This is a genomic window from Nocardia vinacea (assembly GCF_035920345.1).
GTDB lineage: Bacteria > Actinomycetota > Actinomycetes > Mycobacteriales > Mycobacteriaceae > Nocardia > Nocardia vinacea_A.
The window spans coordinates 8,334,530-8,353,751 of the sequence record NZ_CP109149.1; the positions used below are offsets into that span (position 1 = coordinate 8,334,530).

The following is a 19,222-nucleotide window of genomic DNA, read 5'->3' on the forward strand; positions in this document are numbered from 1 at the left end:
ATCGCTTGATCACAGCGGAATGTTGCCGTGCTTCTTCGGCGGCAGGGTGACCATCTTGCGCTCGAGCAAACGCAGCGCCGAGACGATCTGGCCGCGGGTATGCGAGGGCGGGATGACCGCGTCGACGTACCCGCGCTCGGCGGCCACGTAGGGGTTCACGAGGGTGTCCTCGTACTCGTTCTGCAGTTCCAGGCGCAGCGCATCGACATCGTTTCCGCTCTTCGCAGCCTCTTGCAGCTGCTTGCGGTAGACGAAACCGACGGCGCCCGAGGCGCCCATCACCGCGATCTGAGCACTCGGCCACGCGAGGTTCACATCGGCGCCCATATGCTTGGAACCCATGACGTCGTAGGCGCCACCGTAAGCCTTACGGGTGATGATCGTGATTTTGCCCACAGTGGCCTCACCGTAGGCGTAGAGCAGCTTCGCGCCGCGCCGGATGATGCCGTTGTATTCCTGGCCGGTGCCGGGCAGGAAGCCGGGAACATCGACCAGGGTGATGATCGGGATATTGAAGGCGTCGCAGGTGCGCACGAAGCGCGCGGCCTTCTCCGAGGCGTCGATATCGAGGCAGCCCGCGAACTGGGTCGGCTGGTTGGCGACGATGCCGACGCTGCGGCCGTCGATCCGACCGAAGCCGACGATGATGTTCATCGCGCGCTCGGCCTGCACCTCGAGGAATTCGTCGTCGTCGAGCAGCCGACGGATGACCTCGTGCATGTCATAGGGCTGGTTCGGCGAATCCGGGATGATCGTGTCCAGCTCGAGGTCCTCGTCGGTGAGCGAATCCTCGATGGCGCCGGTGATCGGGTCGGTGGCCGGGAAGCGCGGGGCTTCGGCGCGGTTGTTGCTGGGCAGGTAGCTCAGCAGATCCTTGACGTAGTCCAGCGCGTCCTGCTCGCCGGAGGCGACATAGTGCGCGACACCGGATTTCGTCATGTGGGTGTGCGCGCCGCCGAGGTCTTCCATGGTGACGTCCTCACCGGTGACCGTCTTGATGACATCCGGTCCGGTGACGAACATCTGGCTGGTGCCGTCGACCATGACGACGAAGTCGGTCAGCGCGGGCGAGTAGACGTGCCCACCGGCGGCCGGACCCATGATCAGCGAGATCTGCGGGATCACGCCGGAGGCTTGGATATTGCGGTGGAAGATCTCGCCGTAGAGGCCCAGCGAGACGACGCCCTCTTGGATGCGCGCGCCCGCGCCCTCGTTGATGCCGATCAGCGGACGGCCGGTCTTGAGCGCCAGATCCATCACCTTGACGATCTTCTCGCCATAGACCTCGCCGAGGCTGCCGCCGAAGACGGTGACGTCCTGACTGAAGATGCAGACGTCGCGGCCGTCGATGGTGCCGTAGCCGGTCACCACGCCGTCGCCGAGTGGCCGGTTGTTCTCCAGGCCGAAGTTCACGCTGCGGTGGCGGGCCAGCGCGTCCAGTTCCACGAAGGAGCCCTCGTCCAGCAGGGCCAGGATGCGCTCGCGGGCGGTCATCTTGCCCTTGGCGTGTACCTTGTCGGCCGCGGCTTCACCCATCGGGTGCTTGGCCTCTTCCAGCCGATTCCGCAGATCAGCCAGCTTCCCAGCGGTGGTGTGGATATCGGGGGTGCCCGCCGATTCCGATGCGGGCTGATGCTGGACACTCGTCATGGCTCCGGAGTGTAACCAGTGCCAGTGCCTCTCGGTAACCGAGTGTCGCTTACCGGTCGGTAGAAAACCGCAGCTAGATCATGTTCCAACATGCGAATGGCGGCAAACTTCCTGGTCGATTGCCGACCCGAACTCGGTGCTAGAGGCCGGAAAATCAGTGGAGCGGCGCGGCGGTGCGCGGATACCCTGAGGACGTTCGCATTTCAGCTCGACACAAAGGGGGCAGTGAGGTGCATGGGAGGACAACGCACACCTAGCTGAGGAGCAAATCATGTGGGGATGGAGCAGCAGAGTCGCCGAGCACGCCGCGGCGACCTCGTGGACCAGTTGGCAGACCGTGGAAACCGAGCCGACCGTGCTGGATCCGCAGGAGTGGGCCGAGGTCGAAGCGGAATCCGATGACGGCATGTCCGTCGCGGTACCGATTCGCGAGTACGACCTCGTCGGATAGCCTGCCGGTGTGCACAGGCCACCGTTGGATGCAGAGCAGTTGCGGCGCAGTCTCACCGAGTCGCGCGAACTGTCGTTCTTCTCCCACATCGCTGTGGTGGAGTCGACCGGGTCCACTAATGCGGACCTGATCGCTAGGGCCGGGGAGGCCGACGCCGATCGCGCGGTACTGCTCGCCGAAACCCAAGAGCAGGGCCGGGGGCGGCACGCTCGCACCTGGGTCAGCCCGCCGCGCGCACAGATAGCGATGTCGGTGTTGGTGCGGCTGCCCGGCATCGAGCCTGCCGCGCTCGGCTGGCTGCCGCTGCTCACCGGTGTCGCCGTGGTGGACGCACTGCGCGCGACCGCCGGTGTGGACGCGAATCTGAAGTGGCCCAACGATGTGCTGATCGATGGTCGCAAAGTCGCGGGCATCCTGGCCGAAGTCGCCTCCGGTGGTGGGGCACCCGCCATTGTCGTCGGGATCGGCCTGAACGTCGGTCTCACCGAGGCGGAACTGCCGGTGCCGCATGCCACTTCGCTCACGCTGGCGGGGGCGAAGGTCACCGACCGCACCGAGCTCGTGCGGTCACTACTGACCGAATTCGCCCGCCGCTTCACCGCGTGGCGTAACGCCGGTTGGGCCACCACCGACCTGATCGGCGTCTACCGCGACCGCTGCGCCACCCTCGGCGCCCCCGTCCGTGCTGAACTACCCGGCGGCCAGACCCTCGAGGGCATCGCCAACGATGTCGACAGCGCGGGCCGTCTGTGCATCGGCGAGCATGTCGTCTCCGCTGCCGATGTGACCCACCTGCGCGCCGACTACTGACCCTGTCCCAGCGTCCGCACCCCTTGCGAGACCCACGAGTCCCGGCAAGGGGTGCTGTTGTGCGGCACCGGCGTTCGGAGCGTCAGACCGGTTGCATGATGCCGCGCGCCGCCTCGCGGGCGAGCAAGCGGTCGCGCTGTTCCTCGAACTTGAGGACGTCCTTCTCCAGCTTCTGCAGGAATTCGGCGAGTTGCTGGCGCGCCTGTTCGCCGCGCGGGCCGAAGTCGTTGCGGTCGAAGACATTCCACTTCTTCAGCACCGGCTGCACCACCTCTTCGAGGTGCTGGCGCAGATCGTAGATGCCGTGCTTGGCCATTAGCACGCCATTGCGGCGGAAGTTGGGCATGCCGAAGCCGGGCATGATGAAGTTGGTCAGGATCATGGTGATCGCCGCCATCGCCTGGTCGGGAACCAGATCCAGGCCCGCGGCACAGAGGTTGCGGTAGAAGATCATGTGCAGGTTCTCGTCGGCGGCGACGCGCTGCAGCATGCGATCGGCGATGGCGTCGTTGCAGACCTTGCCGGTATTGCGGTGGCTGACCCGGGTGGCCAGCTCCTGGAAGGTCACATACGCGACGTTGACCAGGAATCCGCCCCAGTCCTCGGGCGAGGGCACGCCGCGAGTCATATGGATCATGCGGGCCTGTTCGAGCGCGACCGGATCGATGCCACGGGTGACCACGAGATAGTCACGCAGGACGATGCCGTGTCGATTCTCCTCGGCCGTCCAGCGCCCGACCCAGGTGCCCCACGCGCCGTGCTGGGAGAAATTCTCGGCGATCAGTCGGTGATAGGAGGGCAGATTGTCCTCGGTCAGCAGGTTAGTGATCATCGCGGCCTTGGCGACCTCGTTCAGCTTGGACTGTTCCGGCTCCCAGTCCTGGCCGCCCATCGCGGCGAAGTTGCGACCCTCGTCCCACGGGACGTAGTCGTGCGGGTGCCAGTCCTTGGCTATCGACAGGTGGCGGTTCAGATTCTGTTCGGCCACCGGTTCGAGTTCGGTCAGGATTTCCAGCTGGGTCAGATCCTTGGTCACACTCGCCTCCACGGTTCGTTTTCGACGTCTTGTCAAGCCGGACTTGTCTTTTCACAGGCAGAGCGTTGAGCAGAACAAAACGAGAGCTAGTCGAACGGCAGAGCCGGGTCGAGCGGCTGCCGTCGGATCGAGGCTATGGAGCGATCCTGTGCGGAATCTCGAGGTTACTCGAGAGCCTCTCGAGGTGGCGACGGCGCAAGGTGCCGATTGTGCAGCACGGCGCGCGTCGCTGTCCACGCTTTCCGGCGTGTTCTCGCGGTAGGGTTCCGGCATGGGTTATCCGGAGGAGGTGCTCGCCCCGGACGAGCAGTTGATACTCCATCGTCATCCGCATTGGAAAATGCTGTTCTGGCCGATCGTGACGCTCATCATCGCGACCGCGCTGGCCGGATTCGCCGGGGGACTGATCTGGCGCAGAACCGAGGGCACGACCCGCTCGGTATTGCTGATCGTGGTGCTGGTGGTCTGGCTCGGCCTCATCGGATGGCGTTGTGTCGCAAGGATTATCAGCTGGCAGTCGACACACTTCATCGTGACCGACCGCCGGGTGCTCATCCGGCAGGGCGTGATCACCCACACCGGCATCGATATCCCGATGAGCCGGATTTCGAGTGTGCAGTTCCGGCACGGACTGTTCGACCGGGTGCTCGGCACCGGCACCCTGATCATCGGATCGTCCTCGGAGGAACCGCTCGAATACGACGACATCCCACAGGTGCAGAAGGTGCACGCACTGCTGTACCGGCAGGTGTTCGAGGAATCCCGGGATAATCTGGGTCAATGACCGCCGTACTGCTGGCCGAAGACGATGAGGCCATCGCCGCACCGCTGTCGCGTGCGCTTGGGCGCGAGGGCTATTCGGTCACCGTGGAACGCTTCGGGCCCGCGGTGCTCGAACGCGCATTGGAGGGCGATCATGATCTGCTCATCCTCGATCTCGGCCTGCCCGGAATGGACGGGCTCGAGGTGTGCCGCCAGGTGCGCGCCCGCGGTGCCGATCTGGCCGTGCTGATGCTCACCGCGCGCACCGATGAGGTGGACTTCGTCGTCGGGTTGGACGCGGGCGCGGACGACTATGTCGGCAAACCGTTCCGGTTGGCCGAATTGCTCGCCCGGGTTCGAGCATTGTTGCGGCGCAGCGGAATCGGTGACGAGGCGGTCGAGGTCGGTGGTATCCGGCTGGAGCCGGCAGCGCGCCGGGTGCTGGTGAACGGCGTCGAAGTCGGTTTGGCCAACAAGGAATACGAGCTGCTCAAGGTGTTGATCGATCGGGCGGGCCAGGTGGTGGCGCGCGAGACGATCCTGCGGGAGGTGTGGGGCGACGCCGAGCTGCGCGGTTCCAAAACCTTGGATATGCACATGTCCTGGCTGCGTCGCAAGATCGGTGACGAGGGCCCGATGGCCGAGCGACGCATCGTCACGGTGCGCGGTGTCGGCTTCCGGTTGAACACCGATTGATGGTGCGGCCCAACTGATATGAGACGCAGAATCCTGCGATCGATACTCACCGTGCTGACCATCACCACGGTGGTGCTCGGCTTTCCGCTGATCTACACCGCGTGGCTCTGGGTCGAGGACATCACCCGCAACGATCTGGAGAACCGGCTGGAGCGGATCGCCGCGGAGATCATCGCCCAGGAACACGGAGACGGCATGGTGCTCGGCGAACTCGACACCCGCCTGGTGCGGCCGCTGATCCCCAAGGACGGCAAGCTGACCATCATCTATCCGGCGCCGCAGGACAATGCGTCCCGGCTCGATATCGGCGCGGAGCAGGTTCACCATCCGGTGGTGGAATCGCTGGCGATGGGCACCGAGGGTTCGTTGCGCCTGGAGGTGCCGTCGGGGCCGATGCATACCCGGCAGATCCAGGCCGTCGCGGTGGTGGCCTTCGCGGTGCTCGCCTCACTGGCCGCGGCGGTGTCGGTGGCGATGATCACCGCACGCCGGGTCGCCGATCCGCTCCGTGACGTCGCGGCCCGCGCCGCCCGGCTGGCCATGGGGGACTTCCGGCCGGATCCGCGGCGGCACGGGATTTCCGAACTGGACCGGGTTTCCGATGTGCTCGATTCGGCGACCGTCGAGATCGCCGGGCGACTGCAGCGCGAGCATGCGCTGGTCGCGGATGTTTCGCATCAGCTGCGCAGTCGCCTGACCGCGGTGCGATTGCGGCTGGACGAGTTGTCCACGCATTCCGATCCGGCCGTGGTGCACGAGGCCGAGGAAGCAATGGCGCAGGTCGACCGGCTGACCGATGCGATCGACGATCTGGTCCGGGCCTCGCGCGACGAGGATGCCGCCGATCGCGATCCGGTGCCGGTGATGGACGAACTGCGCGGTGTTGTCGAGGAATGGTCGCATCCGTTCACCGAGGCGGGCCGGATCCTGCGGCTGATCGGCGACGAATCGCTGCGCGCGCCGATCACCGGTTCTCGGCTGCGCGAAGCACTTGCCGTGCTGGTCGACAATGCGCTGATGCACGGCGGCGGCACCTGCACGGTATCGGTGCGCACCGTGCGCACCGTCAGCGAACGGGAGCCCTTGGTGGTGGTCGAGGTCGCCGACGAGGGCGACGGCGTCCGCGACGAACTCGCGCCGCACATCTTCGACCGCGGCTTCTCTGCCGGCGGCTCGACCGGTGTCGGACTCGCCCTCGCGAGGGCACTCATCGAGGCCGATGGTGGGCGCTTGGAATTGCAGCGCCGCCGCCCTGCGCTGTTCGCGATGTTCCTCGGATCCAGTGCGTCGCAACGCACACCCAACGGCGCGCAGGCGCCCGAGCCGCGCTAACTGTGGCCGAGCTGCTCTTCCTCGAGCAGTTCTTCGATTTCCTCGACGAGCTCGCTGATCTCGTCCGGGAACACCCAGCGGCGCATCGACCAGAAGCGGAACGCCATCTGCAGCAGGTTGCCGATGATGAAGGCGCTGATGAAGTCCGCGATGTTCTCGACGGTGAAGCTCACATCGGGCTGGCGTAGGTCGAAGACGTAGCTGGAGATCCACAGCGGGATGAAGCTCAGCACGACACCGACGCCGCTGACGCCGAAGAACAGCAGTGCTTCGTGGTGCTTCTCGCGCCCGCCGCGGTTCTTGAACGACCACTCGCGGTTGAGGATGTAGGAGCAGATGACCGCGATCACGCCGGAGATGATTTTCGCGGTGACCGGCTTGGTCTCCAGCACGGTCCACTTGAGCACATAGAAGATGCCCGAGTCGATGATGAAGGTGGTCGCGCCGACGATAGCGAATTTGATCAGTTCGTGGTGGCGGTAAGCGATCTCCCGCAGGGGCTTGGGGAGGACGTTGACCACGTCGTCGACGAAAGACACAAGGCCCGAGTGTACCGGTAGGCGGTGGCCTCGCCTGCGCTCGTCCAAGCGCAAGGGACTGACGACGGACTCCGTCCGGCTGCGCCCGATTCTGATCATGGCGCTCGGACATGACAAGATTGCACGACGTGAGGTCCCGCCGTTCATTCGATCCTGCCGCCATGCCCACCGTCACCATGATCGGTGGTGGCCAGCTCGCGCGCATGACGCACCAGGCCGCCATCGCGCTCGGTCAGCGGCTGCGGGTGCTGGCCGAGAATCCCGATGACCCGGCCGCACAGGTGAGCCCCGAGGTTGTACTAGGCAGCCACACCGATCTGACCGCGCTGCGTAAGGCCGCCGTCGGTTCGCACGCGCTCACCTTCGATCACGAGCATGTGCCGACCGAACATCTGGAGGCGCTGGTCGCCGAGGGCGTCAATGTGCAGCCGCCGCCGCACGCGCTGATCTTCGCGCAGGACAAGCTGGCCATGCGGATCAAGCTGTCCGAGCTCGGATTGCCCGTGCCCGCCTTCGTGCCCGTTACTTCGGCGGCCGACGCGGTGCGATTCGGTGACGAGCACGACTGGCGGATCGTGCTGAAGGCGGCGCGCGGCGGCTACGACGGGCGCGGTGTCTGGATGCCGGAATCAGCGGGCGAGGCCGAGACGATCGTTTCCGATCAGCTCGCACATGGGGTGCAGTTGCTCGCCGAGGCCAAGGTAAATCTCGAGCGCGAACTGTCGGCGATGGTGGCGCGTTCGCCATTCGGTCAGGCCGCGACCTGGCCGGTGGTGGAGACGGTGCAGCGCAATGGTCAGTGCGCCGTGGTGATCGCGCCCGCACCGGACCTGAGTGACGAATTGGCCGCGCAGGCGGAGACACTCGCGCTGAACCTGGCCAAGGAACTCGGTGTGGTCGGTGCGATGGCCGTCGAACTCTTCGAAACCAACGACGGCGCCCTCCTGATCAACGAACTGGCGATGCGTCCGCACAACTCCGGTCACTGGGGCATGGACGGCGCGTGCACCGGCCAATTCGAACAGCATCTGCGCGCGGTGCTCGACTATCCGCTCGGCGACACCAGTCCGTTGGCGCCGGTCACGGTGATGGCGAATATTCTCGGCGCGGCCGAGGCGCCGACCATGTCGATGGACGAGCGGCTGCACCACCTCTTCGCCAGATTGCCGCAGGCGAAGGTGCACCTGTACGGCAAGGGCGAACGCCCGGACCGCAAGATCGGGCATATCAACGTGCTCGGCGACGATGTCGCCGTGGTGCGCGAGCAGGCCGAGCGCGCGGCGCATTGGATGTCGCACGCGATTTGGACCGACGGATGGGATCCCCACGGTGAGTAATGCGCAAGTTGGTCTGATCATGGGCAGCGACTCCGACTGGCCGACCATGGAGGCCGCCGCAATCGCCTTGGCGGAGTTCGATATTCGCTTCGAGGTCGGCGTCGTCTCGGCGCACCGCACACCCCAGCGCATGCTCGACTACGCCCGTGAGGCGGCGGGCCGCGGCCTGAAGGTCATCATCGCGGGCGCGGGCGGCGCCGCCCACCTGCCCGGCATGGTCGCCTCCGCCACCCCGCTCCCGGTCATCGGCGTCCCCGTCCCGCTCAAATATCTCGACGGCATGGACTCCCTGCTGTCCATCGTCCAGATGCCTGCGGGCGTCCCGGTGGCCACCGTCTCCATCGGCGGCGCCCGCAACGCCGGCCTGCTCGCCGCCCGCATCCTCGGCACCGCCGACTCCGCCCTGCGCACCCGGATGGAGCGGTTCCAGGCCGGCCTGGAAGCCATGGTCCTGGAGAAGGACGATGCGCTCCGCAGCAAACTCCTCGGCCACAGCTGAGTCCTCGCGTTGATTTTCGGCCATGCGGATCACGCATCGGCCGGGGTCAGTACGGTGATGCGGTGGCGATTGAGGAAACCGTTCGGGGGCGTAATGGTGATGATGCGGCCAGGTTTCGGCTGACCGTCGTGGATCAGGCACTGCGGTTGTTCGCCGAGCAGGGGTATGAGGCGACGACCGTCGATGAGATCGCGGAGGCGGCGGGGATTTCGCGGCGGACGTTCTTTCGGCAGTTCCGGTCGAAGGAGGATGTGATCTTCGCCGATCACGAGTCGCAGTTGGCGCAGGCGGCGGAGTTCTTGGCGGCGGCGCAGGGGGATCCGTGGGAGGCGGTCTGTGCCGCGGTGGTGCAGGTGTTCGAGCGGTTCACCCAGTGGCGCGAGATCGCCGAGCGGCGGTATCGGGTGGTGCGCGAGGTGCCCGCACTGCGTGAGCGCGAGATCGTGACCGTGTTCCGGTACGAGCGGTTGTTCACCGACTATCTGCGTGAGCGGCTGCCGGAGGTGCCGGATCTGGCGCGGGTGCAGTTCACGGCCGCGGTGACGGCCACGCACAACTACCTGCTGCGCCGGATGGTGCGCGGCGAATCGGATGCGGGTGCGGCGGATCTGCGCGAGGAGTTGGCGGCGATTCCGCGTGGGCGTGGATCGGGGACGGCGGAAATGGTGGTCGCGGTGTTCCCGAGGGATATGCCGCCGCGGCAGGTCGCGGATCTGGTGACGCGGCAGCTCGGTAGTCTGTGACCGGAGTCATAGTATGCAGTATCTGACACTCAGTGCCACGTTGTAACCGCACTTGACGCAGCTCTCTGGGCGTATACTCGATCGAAGAATGGCACTGAGTGCCGACCGTTGGAACTTCGATCCAGCAAAATCACGACCGACAAGCCCAGGAGTGTGTCCCATGGTGGGAAACCCCGATTTCAACCTTTTCCAGCTCGAGGACTTCCACGACGAACTGCGTGCGGCCATCCGCGGACTGGCGGAGAAGGAAATCGCTCCGTACGCCAAGGACGTCGACGGCAACGCCCGTTTCCCGGAGGAGGCGCTCACCGCGCTCAACGCCGCCGGCTTCAACGCGGTGCACGTGCCCGAGGCCTACGGCGGCCAGGGCGCGGACTCGGTCGCCACCTGCATCGTGATCGAAGAGGTCGCCCGCGTCTGCGGTTCGTCCTCGCTGATCCCCGCGGTCAACAAGCTCGGCACCATGGGCCTGATCCTCAACGGTTCCGAGGAGCTCAAGCAGAAGGTGCTGCCGGATATCGTCAACGGCGAGATGGCCTCCTACGCGTTGTCCGAGCGCGAGGCCGGTTCCGACGCCGCCGGCATGCGCACCCGTGCCAAGCAGGACGGCGACGACTGGATCATCAACGGCTCCAAGTGCTGGATCACCAACGGCGGCAAGTCTTCCTGGTACACCGTCATGGCGGTGACCGATGCGGAGAAGGGCGCCAACGGCATCTCCGCATTCCTGGTGCACAAGGATGACGAGGGCTTCGTCGTCGGCCCGCTCGAGCACAAGCTCGGCATCAAGGGATCGCCCACCGCCGAACTGTATTTCGAGAACTGCCGGGTGCCGGGTGACCGCATCGTCGGCGCGCCGGGCACCGGCTTCAAGACCGCGCTGCAGACCCTCGATCACACCCGTCCGACCATCGGCGCGCAGGCCGTCGGCATCGCGCAGGGCGCACTGGACGCCGCGATCGCCTACACCAAGGACCGCAAGCAGTTCGGCACCGCGATCGCCGACTTCCAGAACACCCAGTTCATGCTCGCCGATATGGCGATGAAGATCGAGGCCGCCCGCCTCATGGTCTACACCTCCGCGGCCCGCGCCGAGCGCGGCGAGAAGAACCTCGGCTTCATCTCCGCCGCCGCCAAGTGCTTCGCCTCCGATGTGGCCATGGAGGTCACCACCAACGCTGTGCAGCTCTTCGGCGGCGCGGGCTACACCACCGATTTCCCGGTGGAGCGAATGATGCGCGACGCCAAGATCACTCAGATCTATGAAGGCACCAACCAGATTCAGCGCGTCGTCATGTCGCGCGCGCTGTTGCGGGGCTGATAACGCAATACCGACCGGGTGTTTACGCCGCTGCGCCGAGCGGTGTGAGCACCCGGTCTTTTTTGATTATTCGGGCACTGATGCTCGCTGAATCCGCGCTACTTGCGTTAGGCGACCAGATCGGCGTATTCGCGGTGCTCCGTGATGTACTGCTCGACGTACCAGCAGGTCGGGATGATGGCGAAGCCCTGAGCGCGCGAATCTTGCAGCGCGTATTCGACCACCTGGGCAGCCACGCCACGGCCGCGGAACTCCGGGAAGGTCATGGTGTGGTGGAAGTCCCTGACCTTCGGGGGATGGTTGTCGGCGGAGCCGACGGGGCGGGTGAGATCAGCGTCTTCGCGTTCGGCGTAGTCGGCGTACCCGGCAAGGGTGTCGTCGAGATAGATCTCGAATCGGGTATCGGCGACATTGTGCTCGAGCCTGGTGGTCATGATCTGGTGAAACTCCTCATCGGCCGGGAATGTTCCGTCTACAGAATCGCGCCTGGGTTGAGAATGCCATGCGGATCGAGCGCATCCTTGATCCGACGAGTGAGTGTCATCACATCGGGGCCGAGTTGATCGGGCAGCCATGCCTTCTTCAACCGGCCCACGCCGTGTTCGCCGGTGATGGTGCCGCCGAGCTCGATGGCCAGATCCATGATCTCGCCGAAGGCGCGGTGCGCGCGTTCGGTCATCTCCGCATCGGTCGGATCGTGCACGATGAGCGGGTGGGTATTGCCGTCCCCGGCGTGCGCGATCACCGAAACCAGCACGTCATTGCGTGCGCCGATGGCGGCGATACCGTTGACCAGATCGGCGAGCCGCGGCAGCGGAACACCGACGTCCTCGAGCAGTAGCGGCCCGATCTTCTCCACCGCCGGAATGGCGAAACGTCGTGCGGCGGTGAAGGCTTCGCCTTCCTCCGGATCCTCGGTGTGGAAAACCTCGGTGGCACCGGCCTTTTCGCAGATGCCGACCATGATTTCGGCTTCGTGCCTGGCGAATTCGCCCGGTGCGTCGGAGCGGGCGACCAGCAGCGCGGCGGCCTCGCGATCCAGACCCATCCGCATCTCGTCCTCGACCGCATTGATCGCGACGGCATCCATGAACTCGAGCATGGCGGGTCGCAGGGTGCCGGTGATGCCGAGGATGGCCTCGGTGGCGGCGGTCAGCGTCGCGAAGGTCGCGACCACGGTGGACTGCGGCGGTTGGGCGGGCAGCAGCCGCAGGGTGAGTTCGGTGATCACCCCGAGCGTGCCCTCGCTGCCGACGAACATCTTGGTCAGCGACAGGCCCGCCGAATCCTTCAGCCGTGGCCCGCCGAGCCGCACCACCGTGCCATCGGCGAGCACCACCTCCATGCCGAGCACGTAATCGGTGGTTACGCCGTATTTCACACAGCACAGGCCGCCCGCATTGGTGGCCGCATTGCCGCCGATCGAGCAAATTTCGAAGGATGACGGGTCCGGCGGATACCACAGGCCGTGCTCGGCGACCGCACGTTTGACCTCCGCATTGAGCAGGCCGGGCTGGACCACCGCGGTGCGGGTGACCGAGTCGACGGTGATCGCGCGCATGCGTTCGGTGCTGAGCACGATGCCGCCATCGACGGCCGTCGCACCGCCGGACAGTCCGGATCCGGCCCCGCGCGGCACCACCGCGACCTGGTGTTCGTGCGCCCACCGCAACGTCGCCGCGACATCATCGGTACCGGTCGCGCGTACCACGGCCAGCGGTGTGCCGGCGCTCGGATCGCGTGCCCAGTCCTGCCGATAGCCCGCAAGCAGGTCGGGATCGGTGAGTACCGCGCCGTCGGGCAGGCGGGAGATCAGGTCATGCAGGTCCACACGACTCACGCTATACGGCGGGTACGGGCCAGGGTGAGTGCCCGACTGTAACAGCCGCGCGTCCGGTTCTCCCTGGAGGTTTGCTACAACGCGGAGCCCGGCGGGATGTGGGCCGTTCCAGTGGTGCCGAGTCCGAAGGCCGATAAGAATTCCGGGCAAGGCACCCGTTCGGGGCGCTGTCCGATTCCAGTAGGTGCGCAGGCGCGCCGAGGAGGTCTCATGCAGGTCGAGTCGCCGGATTACCGTGATTTGGTCGCTGCGGTGTTCTCCTACGAAGTTGTCGACGGGGGGATCGACCCGGATTCATTGCGCCGCATCCACGCGGGCGATATCGCCGAATGGATCACGGCACTGGATCGCTCGGGAATGTTCGGCAAGACCGTGATCGCCACCCTGTCCGACCAGTGGCAGCGCAAACCCCGCCTCCTGCTCGACGCCCTCCTGGAAGACGTCGACGATGTCACCCGCCGCCGCTGCCTCGTCGCCTGGTCGGCCCTGGACCGTTCGCACCTCACCCAGATCGGCTGATCGGGTCGGGTGCCACCCGATCTTGTTTCCTGGGCGATCACCTGGTGGACACCTGCCGCTGGCATGCTGGCGGCGTGACGAGCACCGAGTCCCTGGTGGCGGGCTTCTCTCGCTGGTGTGAGGCCGTCGTCGCGCGGCTGCCCTCGGGGCTGAATCGCCTTGTCGCCCCGACGTTTCTCGGCTTCGCGCTGATCAACGGCTTCACCTTCGGTGTCGATTTAGCGCTGCTCACGGTGCTGCACGGCTGGCTAGGACTGCCCGTATGGCTATCGGTCACGGTGGCCTATATCTGCGCGTTCGGGCTCAGCTTCGTGCTCAATCGCACGTTCAACTTCCACTCGCACGCACCGGTCGGCAGGCAAGCGGTGGTGTACGTGGTGGTTGTCGTGATCAACTACCTCGCCTTCATCCTCGGCGTCGGCAGCGGACTGGCCGCGCTCGGATTGGAATACCATCTGTCGCGGCTGCTGGCTGGGGCATGCGAGGCGGTCTACATGTACAGCGCGATGCGCTGGGTGGTGTTCCGCGGCCTATCGCAAGATCTCGATATTGTTGCCTTCGACCACGACGACATCGTCATCGGTGAGCGCCCAGTGCGCGATGCCCTCGGTCCGGTAGCGGGCGGCGAGTAGCGCGGACTCACCGTCCGGATCGGTAGCGGAATCCAGATGCGGCACGATGCGATGGTCGACCAAACCCAGTCCGTCCCAAAGCGGTTCGATACCGCACGCGGGTTCGACCTCGGCCGGGTCATCCATGGATTCGAGGCCGTGCAGATCCGGGGCCAGCAGACAGGCGCCCGCGCTGTACCCGGCATACACCAGTGCGTCGGCGGCGAGCAGCTTGGGCAGTACGAAATCGGCTCCGCTGCGGGCGAATTGGGCGCGCAAGACGAAGGTGTTGCCGCCGCGCACCCACACCAGTGGGTATTTCGCCAGGGTAGCTTCCAATTCGGTTGCGCGACCGACGAATTCGCGCAGATCCAGCACGTCGGGGGAGTAGCCGAGTTTGCGCAACGGGGTCACGTCACTGGTGACCGCACCCGCCCAGGCAGCAGGCCAGGCGTCACATGCGTTGGGAATCACCGCGACTCGGCCCGGCTCGCCGACGAGTGCGGCGAGCCGGTCGTAGTGTGCACCGAATCGGTAACTGGACAGGAAAAGTCGCACCGCGGCTCAGATGGTGAAGGCCAGGCTGCGCACCAGTCGGTTGCCGAGTTCCGCATCGCCGGAAATGCGGAACTCGCCTTCGTGCGCATCCGCCGTGGTGCGTCCGCCGCGCAGCCGAGCGAACAGGCCGGAGCCCATCCGAACCACCACGGTGGCGGGCGCGTCCAGTTCATCGACGATATTGGCGCGGCCGTCCACCGCGACGTGCAGCGTCTGCGGCGACGGGCCGGTCAGCTCGAAGGTGATGCGTGATCCGTCCGGTGCCTGCGCACCCTTCGCCACTGCCCGCCCGATGGTGGCGATGAGTTCGCCGAAGGCCCGCTCGGCCCGCGGTCCGCCCTCGTCGACGGATACGCCGAGCCCATCGGCGATATCGAGTTCGTGCATCCAGCAGTCGAACAGCCGTACCCGCATGAACCGGCCGTAGCTGACCTTGCCGATCGGCGACACGGTCTCGGCCTGCCATTCCGCATCACCGAGGGATGCGAGCGCCGCGCGTCTGCGGTCGGTGACCTCGCGGTACAGCTCGAGCAGTCGCCTACCCGATAGCGGCCGCAGCCGGTCGACCCAGATCTCGTTGAGCACACCGCTCTCGTTGCGCACATGCGGCAGCGTGGTCACATCGGTTTTGGGCCGGATCGGATCGTGCGCGGGCGGGCGCTCACCGAGCAACCAGGATTCCGTCCCCACGACGTGTGCCACCACATCGAACAGCGACCAGCCCGGCAGCGGAGACGGTGTGCGCCAACGCTCTTCGTCGAGATCGGCGACCAGCGTCGCGATCGTCTCCCATTGCTCGGACAGCAGGCCGGTCAGCTCGTTCCGGTCCTGGATCGGGTCGGTCATTCTCGCTCCTCGGCGCTGGTCTCGTCTTCGTGTGCCAATGCCGATATTCCGGCGCGGATGGCGGCCGCGGTGGACTCGGGATCGTGCGGGCGCCGCAGCAGCAGTCCCGCCGCGAAGCTCAGTTTGTCGCCGTGCCGGCGAGGTATCACGTGCAGGTGGACGTGCGGGACGGTCTGGAAGGCCGCGGTGCCGTCATTGAGGACGAGATTCGCGCCGTCCGCGGCCAGGTCGCTGCGCCTGATCGCCAACGCGAGCCGGTGTCCGGCGCGGAAGATGTGCGCTCCCAGTTCGGCGTCCAGATCCTCCAATTCGGAAGCGTGTCGTTTCGGGATGACCAGAGTGTGGCCGCGGGCGATCGGACGAATGTCCAGGAACGCGCATAGCGTGTCGTCCTCGTAGACCTTGGTCGCCGGGGCCTGCCCCGCCGCGATGCGGCAGAAGACGCAGTCGTTCACACCGCCGACCATACGGCGTACCGCTCACCGGGAAAATACTCGGCATGACGCACGTCACTATGTGGAGGTATTGCGCCGCACCGACCAGGATTCGAACCTTGATGTTGGTCGCGAATCCGACATATCGGCGGAATCCGGCCGCAACTTGTGACCGCCATCTCAGCTACGCTCGCCGCTAGCGATTGCTTGCCCGATCGCTCGAAATGGTCAGCGAGCCGGGTACAGTTGCGAGGATTTGGACGAACTTACTCAAAAGTAACATCGTCCGGCCGTCGACCGGTTGCTTGAAGCTCAGCCAGAGAAGGAAGTCTGACAAGTGGAGACAACGCAGAGCGTAGGCGACCAGTCGCCGCGCGGAGCGCGTGTCGGAGTCGTTCGCGAGTCAAACGCGGGCGAGCGGCGTGTCGCATTGGTGCCCAAGATCATCCCGAGCCTGCTGAAGCAGGGCGTGGAGGTGGTGGTCGAAGCGGGCGCCGGGCTCGGTGCGCTCATTCCGGACGCGGCCTATGTGGATGCGGGCGCGACCATCGGTGATCCGTGGTCGGCCGATGTGGTCGTGAAGGTCGCTCCGCCCAGTGACGCCGAGGTGGCGAAGCTGCACAGCGGGCAAACCCTGATCGGCTTCCTCGCCCCGCGCAATGCCGATAACCAGATTCCGGCACTGAAATCGGCCGGGGTGCAGGCCTTTGCCATGGAGGCGATTCCGCGTATTTCGCGGGCCCAGGTGATGGATGCGCTGTCCTCGCAGGCCAATGTCTCCGGGTACAAGGCTGTGCTGCTGGCGGCGTCGGAATCCACCCGCTTCTTCCCGATGCTGACCACCGCCGCGGGCACGGTGAAGCCCGCGACTGTGCTGGTGCTCGGTGTGGGTGTTGCGGGTCTGCAGGCTCTGGCGACGGCAAAGCGTCTGGGTGGCCGGACCACCGGCTACGACGTGCGGCCCGAGGTCGCAGACCAGGTGCGGTCGGTCGGTGCGCAGTGGCTCGATCTGGGGATCGATGCCGCCGGTGAGGGTGGCTATGCCCGTGAGCTCACCGATGAGGAAAAGGCCAAGCAGCAGCAGGCGTTGGAGGATGCGATCAAGGGCTTCGACGTGGTGATCACCACTGCGCTCGTGCCCGGGCGTCCCGCGCCCCGCTTGGTCACCGCAGCAGCGGTGGAGGGTATGAAGCCTGGCAGTGTGATCGTGGATCTGGCCGGTGAGACCGGCGGCAACTGCGAGTTGACCGAGCCCGGTGAGGTCGTGGTCAAGCACGAGGTGACGATCGCTTCGCCGTTGAATCTGCCCGCGACGATGCCCGAGCATGCCTCGGAGTTGTACTCGAAAAATATTGCGGCGCTGTTGGAGTTGATGTTGGTCGATGGGAAGCTGTCGCCCGATTTCTCCGATCAGGTGCTCGCGGACTCCTGTGTTACTCGTGAGGTGGATGCCTGATGTACACCGACCTGCTGGCGAATATCGCGATCCTGGTGTTGTCCGGGTTCGTCGGGTTCGCGGTCATCTCGAAGGTCCCTAATACCCTGCATACGCCGTTGATGTCGGGTACCAACGCTATTCACGGCATCGTCGTGTTGGGTGCGTTGGTCACTCTCGGGAACGTGCAGGATCCGTCGATCCTGACCCAGATCATCCTGTTCGTCGCGGTCGTGTTCGGAACCCTGAACGTGATCGGTGGGTTCGTGGTGACCGACCGGATGCTGGGGATGTTCAAGGGTAAGAAGGCCGCACCGGTGAAGGCTGCCACAGCGGAGCGGTCAGAGGGAGCAGCGTGATGCATACCTTCGACAATGTGACCTATCTGGTCAATGGGCTCTACATCATCGCCTTCGGGATGTTCATCTACGGTCTGATGGGATTGACCGGCCCCAAGACCGCGGTGCGCGGCAACCTGATCGCCGCGGTCGGCATGTTCATCGCGGTCGTCGCGACACTGATCTCGGTGCGCCACACCAGCAACTGGATCCTGATCATCGCGGGCCTCGTGGTCGGTATCGCCCTCGGTGTGCCGCCGGCGAAATTCACCAAGATGACCGCGATGCCGCAGTTGGTGGCCGCGTTCAACGGTGTCGGTGGCGGCACCGTCGCGCTGATCGCCTGGTCGGAATTCATCAATTCCCAAGGCTTCTCGCACTTCGATGAAGAGCCGACCGTGCACATCGTGGTCGGATCACTGTTCGCGGCGATCATCGGGTCGGTGTCGTTCTGGGGTTCGTTGATCGCGTTCGGCAAACTGCAGGAGATCCTGCCCGGCAAGCCGATCGGGATCGGCAAGCTACAGCAGCCACTGAACCTGCTGCTATTCGTCGGCGCGATCGCGGCCGCCGTGGTGATCGGTATCGGCGCCACCAAAGATGGTGTGCCCCAGTACTGGATGATCGCGGTGCTCGTGCTCGCCGGTGTGCTCGGCCTGATGGTGGTGCTACCCATCGGCGGCGCGGATATGCCGGTCGTCATCTCGCTGCTCAACGCGTTGACCGGTTTGTCCGCTGCCGCCGCGGGTTTGGCGCTCAACAACACCGCCATGATCGTGGCGGGCATGATCGTCGGCGCGTCCGGCACGATCCTGACCAACCTGATGGCCAAGGCCATGAACCGCTCCATCCCCGCGATCGTCGCGGGTGGCTTCGGTGGCGGTGGAACAGCTCCGGGTGCTTCGGATGGTGAGCAGAAGCAGGCCAAGGCCACTTCGGCCGCGGACGCCGCGATCCAGATGGCGTATGCCAATCAGGTCATCGTGGTCCCCGGCTACGGTATGGCCGTGGCCCAGGCCCAGCACGCGGTCAAGGAAATGGCCGCACTGCTCGAGGCTAAGGGCGTCGAGGTCAAATACGCCATCCACCCCGTCGCCGGTCGTATGCCCGGCCACATGAACGTCCTGCTCGCCGAGGCCGAAGTCTCCTATGACGCGCTCAAGGAAATGGACGACATCAACGGTGAATTCTCGCGCACCGATGTGGCTTTGGTGATCGGCGCCAACGACGTCACCAATCCCGCCGCCCGCGAGGACTCCTCGTCCCCGATCTACGGCATGCCCGTGCTCAACGTCGACCAGGCCAAGAGCGTGATCGTGTTGAAGCGTTCGATGAACAGTGGTTTCGCCGGCATCGATAACCCACTGTTCTACGCCGACCACACCTCCATGCTCTTCGGCGACGCGAAGAAATCGGTCGGTGCGGTCACCGAGGAACTCAAGGCACTGTAAGCACCTCTGCATGA

The 19,222-nt window shown here is 65.4% G+C and carries 21 protein-coding genes and 1 pseudogene; 14 read left to right on the plus strand and 8 right to left on the minus strand.

Annotation, left to right across the window (positions count from 1 at the left end; all coding sequences use genetic code 11):
* Nucleotides 1–9 precede the first annotated feature (9 nt).
* Nucleotides 10–1,650: an acyl-CoA carboxylase subunit beta gene (locus OIE68_RS37730; RefSeq protein ID WP_327095680.1), complete on the minus strand. Its 1,641-nt coding sequence runs from the start codon at nt 1,648–1,650 to the stop codon at nt 10–12.
* Nucleotides 1,651–1,921: 271 nt separating this feature from the next.
* On the opposite strand from OIE68_RS37730, the gene OIE68_RS37735 reads away from it, so the two are divergent.
* Complete coding sequence (locus OIE68_RS37735) at nt 1,922–2,101, plus strand: hypothetical protein (RefSeq protein WP_327095681.1); 180 nt, start codon at nt 1,922–1,924, stop codon at nt 2,099–2,101.
* A gap of 9 nt (nt 2,102–2,110) precedes the next feature.
* Complete coding sequence (locus tag OIE68_RS37740) at nt 2,111–2,911, plus strand: biotin--[acetyl-CoA-carboxylase] ligase (RefSeq protein ID WP_327095682.1); 801 nt, start codon at nt 2,111–2,113, stop codon at nt 2,909–2,911.
* Between the two features lie 82 nt (nt 2,912–2,993).
* Here OIE68_RS37740 and OIE68_RS37745 read toward each other — a convergent pair whose 3' ends face one another.
* Nucleotides 2,994–3,947 carry an acyl-ACP desaturase gene (locus tag OIE68_RS37745; RefSeq protein WP_327095683.1) on the minus strand — a complete coding sequence of 318 codons (954 nt, stop codon included), beginning with the start codon at nt 3,945–3,947 and terminating at the stop codon, nt 2,994–2,996.
* Between the two features lie 271 nt (nt 3,948–4,218).
* Between OIE68_RS37745 and OIE68_RS37750 the strand changes: the two genes are divergently transcribed.
* Genes OIE68_RS37750 through OIE68_RS37760 form a run of 3 tightly spaced genes read left to right on the plus strand, consistent with a single transcriptional unit; the run spans nt 4,219 to nt 6,737 of the window.
* Nucleotides 4,219–4,731 (plus strand): PH domain-containing protein, encoded by a 513-nt coding sequence (locus tag OIE68_RS37750; RefSeq protein WP_327095684.1) that lies wholly within the window; start codon nt 4,219–4,221, stop codon nt 4,729–4,731.
* Nucleotides 4,728–5,405: a response regulator transcription factor gene (locus OIE68_RS37755; RefSeq protein ID WP_327095685.1), complete on the plus strand. Its 678-nt coding sequence runs from the start codon at nt 4,728–4,730 to the stop codon at nt 5,403–5,405. The genes OIE68_RS37750 and OIE68_RS37755 overlap by 4 nt, the downstream gene beginning before the upstream one ends.
* Nucleotides 5,406–5,423: 18 nt before the next feature.
* The gene (locus OIE68_RS37760) at nt 5,424–6,737 is read left to right on the plus strand and encodes a HAMP domain-containing sensor histidine kinase (protein WP_327095686.1); all 1,314 of its coding nucleotides are present in this window, start codon (nt 5,424–5,426) and stop codon (nt 6,735–6,737) included.
* On the opposite strand, the gene OIE68_RS37765 is transcribed toward OIE68_RS37760, so the two are convergent.
* Complete coding sequence (locus OIE68_RS37765; protein ID WP_327095687.1) at nt 6,734–7,276, minus strand: GtrA family protein; 543 nt, start codon at nt 7,274–7,276, stop codon at nt 6,734–6,736. The two genes, OIE68_RS37760 and OIE68_RS37765, sit on opposite strands and share 4 nt — an antisense overlap.
* A gap of 161 nt (nt 7,277–7,437) precedes the next feature.
* Here OIE68_RS37765 and OIE68_RS37770 point away from each other — a divergent pair, with 161 nt between their 5' ends.
* From OIE68_RS37770 to OIE68_RS37785, 4 genes are all read left to right on the plus strand, one after another.
* Nucleotides 7,438–8,613, plus strand: coding sequence for a 5-(carboxyamino)imidazole ribonucleotide synthase (locus OIE68_RS37770; protein ID WP_327095688.1), 1,176 nt, complete (start codon nt 7,438–7,440; stop codon nt 8,611–8,613).
* A complete protein-coding gene (gene purE / locus OIE68_RS37775) occupies nt 8,597–9,112 on the plus strand; it encodes a 5-(carboxyamino)imidazole ribonucleotide mutase (RefSeq protein ID WP_327101967.1) in 516 nt (171 codons plus the stop codon). Before OIE68_RS37770 ends, purE begins: the two co-directional genes overlap by 17 nt.
* A 62-nt stretch (nt 9,113–9,174) precedes the next feature.
* Nucleotides 9,175–9,855, plus strand: coding sequence for a TetR family transcriptional regulator (locus OIE68_RS37780; RefSeq protein WP_327095689.1), 681 nt, complete (start codon nt 9,175–9,177; stop codon nt 9,853–9,855).
* Between the two features lie 160 nt (nt 9,856–10,015).
* Complete coding sequence (locus OIE68_RS37785) at nt 10,016–11,176, plus strand: acyl-CoA dehydrogenase (protein ID WP_327095690.1); 1,161 nt, start codon at nt 10,016–10,018, stop codon at nt 11,174–11,176.
* 107 nt (nt 11,177–11,283) lie between these two features.
* On the opposite strand, the pseudogene OIE68_RS37790 reads toward OIE68_RS37785, so the two are convergent.
* Together OIE68_RS37790 and OIE68_RS37795 are read right to left on the minus strand one after the other, a co-directional pair.
* A pseudogene (locus OIE68_RS37790) lies at nt 11,284–11,619 on the minus strand (GNAT family N-acetyltransferase); the annotation flags it as partial.
* Nucleotides 11,620–11,648: 29 nt separating this feature from the next.
* The gene (locus OIE68_RS37795) at nt 11,649–13,007 is read right to left on the minus strand and encodes an FAD-binding oxidoreductase (RefSeq protein ID WP_327095691.1); all 1,359 of its coding nucleotides are present in this window, start codon (nt 13,005–13,007) and stop codon (nt 11,649–11,651) included.
* 219 nt (nt 13,008–13,226) lie between these two features.
* Here OIE68_RS37795 and OIE68_RS37800 point away from each other — a divergent pair, with 219 nt between their 5' ends.
* Both OIE68_RS37800 and OIE68_RS37805 read left to right on the plus strand, forming a co-directional pair.
* On the plus strand, nt 13,227–13,535 hold the full coding sequence (locus OIE68_RS37800; protein ID WP_327095692.1) for a hypothetical protein: 309 nt from the start codon (nt 13,227–13,229) through the stop codon (nt 13,533–13,535).
* A gap of 74 nt (nt 13,536–13,609) precedes the next feature.
* A complete protein-coding gene (locus OIE68_RS37805) occupies nt 13,610–14,167 on the plus strand; it encodes a GtrA family protein (RefSeq protein ID WP_327095693.1) in 558 nt (185 codons plus the stop codon).
* Here OIE68_RS37805 and OIE68_RS37810 read toward each other — a convergent pair.
* Genes OIE68_RS37810 through OIE68_RS37820 form a run of 3 tightly spaced genes read right to left on the minus strand, consistent with a single transcriptional unit; the run spans nt 14,066 to nt 16,005 of the window.
* Nucleotides 14,066–14,704: a Type 1 glutamine amidotransferase-like domain-containing protein gene (locus tag OIE68_RS37810; protein WP_327095694.1), complete on the minus strand. Its 639-nt coding sequence runs from the start codon at nt 14,702–14,704 to the stop codon at nt 14,066–14,068. The two genes, OIE68_RS37805 and OIE68_RS37810, sit on opposite strands and share 102 nt — an antisense overlap.
* Before the next feature lie 6 nt (nt 14,705–14,710).
* Nucleotides 14,711–15,550 carry a maleylpyruvate isomerase family mycothiol-dependent enzyme gene (locus OIE68_RS37815; RefSeq protein WP_327095695.1) on the minus strand — a complete coding sequence of 280 codons (840 nt, stop codon included), beginning with the start codon at nt 15,548–15,550 and terminating at the stop codon, nt 14,711–14,713.
* Nucleotides 15,547–16,005 carry an HIT family protein gene (locus OIE68_RS37820; protein ID WP_327095696.1) on the minus strand — a complete coding sequence of 153 codons (459 nt, stop codon included), beginning with the start codon at nt 16,003–16,005 and terminating at the stop codon, nt 15,547–15,549. Before OIE68_RS37820 ends, OIE68_RS37815 begins: the two co-directional genes overlap by 4 nt.
* A gap of 316 nt (nt 16,006–16,321) precedes the next feature.
* Here OIE68_RS37820 and OIE68_RS37825 point away from each other — a divergent pair, with 316 nt between their 5' ends.
* Genes OIE68_RS37825 through OIE68_RS37835 form a run of 3 tightly spaced genes read left to right on the plus strand, consistent with a single transcriptional unit; the run spans nt 16,322 to nt 19,208 of the window.
* The gene (locus OIE68_RS37825) at nt 16,322–17,440 is read left to right on the plus strand and encodes a Re/Si-specific NAD(P)(+) transhydrogenase subunit alpha (protein WP_327095697.1); all 1,119 of its coding nucleotides are present in this window, start codon (nt 16,322–16,324) and stop codon (nt 17,438–17,440) included.
* The gene (locus tag OIE68_RS37830; protein ID WP_327095698.1) at nt 17,440–17,778 is read left to right on the plus strand and encodes an NAD(P) transhydrogenase subunit alpha; all 339 of its coding nucleotides are present in this window, start codon (nt 17,440–17,442) and stop codon (nt 17,776–17,778) included. Before OIE68_RS37825 ends, OIE68_RS37830 begins: the two co-directional genes overlap by 1 nt.
* A 17-nt stretch (nt 17,779–17,795) precedes the next feature.
* A complete protein-coding gene (locus OIE68_RS37835; RefSeq protein WP_327101968.1) occupies nt 17,796–19,208 on the plus strand; it encodes an NAD(P)(+) transhydrogenase (Re/Si-specific) subunit beta in 1,413 nt (470 codons plus the stop codon).
* Nucleotides 19,209–19,222: the final 14 nt, after the last annotated feature.

Bases quoted from the DNA above. Each gene is read 5' to 3' on its own strand.
- OIE68_RS37830 (WP_327095698.1), top strand. From the start codon at position 17,440: ATGTACACCGACCTGCTGGCGAATATCGCGATCCTGGTGTTGTCCGGG.
- OIE68_RS37755 (WP_327095685.1), top strand. From the start codon at position 4,728: ATGACCGCCGTACTGCTGGCCGAAGACGATGAGGCCATCGCCGCACCG.
- OIE68_RS37770 (WP_327095688.1), top strand. From the start codon at position 7,438: ATGCCCACCGTCACCATGATCGGTGGTGGCCAGCTCGCGCGCATGACG.
- OIE68_RS37800 (WP_327095692.1), top strand. From the start codon at position 13,227: ATGCAGGTCGAGTCGCCGGATTACCGTGATTTGGTCGCTGCGGTGTTC.
- OIE68_RS37785 (WP_327095690.1), top strand. From the start codon at position 10,016: ATGGTGGGAAACCCCGATTTCAACCTTTTCCAGCTCGAGGACTTCCAC.
- OIE68_RS37760 (WP_327095686.1), top strand. From the start codon at position 5,424: ATGAGACGCAGAATCCTGCGATCGATACTCACCGTGCTGACCATCACC.
- OIE68_RS37750 (WP_327095684.1), top strand. From the start codon at position 4,219: ATGGGTTATCCGGAGGAGGTGCTCGCCCCGGACGAGCAGTTGATACTC.
- OIE68_RS37735 (WP_327095681.1), top strand. From the start codon at position 1,922: ATGTGGGGATGGAGCAGCAGAGTCGCCGAGCACGCCGCGGCGACCTCG.
- OIE68_RS37815 (WP_327095695.1), bottom strand. From the start codon at position 15,550: ATGACCGACCCGATCCAGGACCGGAACGAGCTGACCGGCCTGCTGTCC.
- OIE68_RS37730 (WP_327095680.1), bottom strand. From the start codon at position 1,650: ATGACGAGTGTCCAGCATCAGCCCGCATCGGAATCGGCGGGCACCCCC.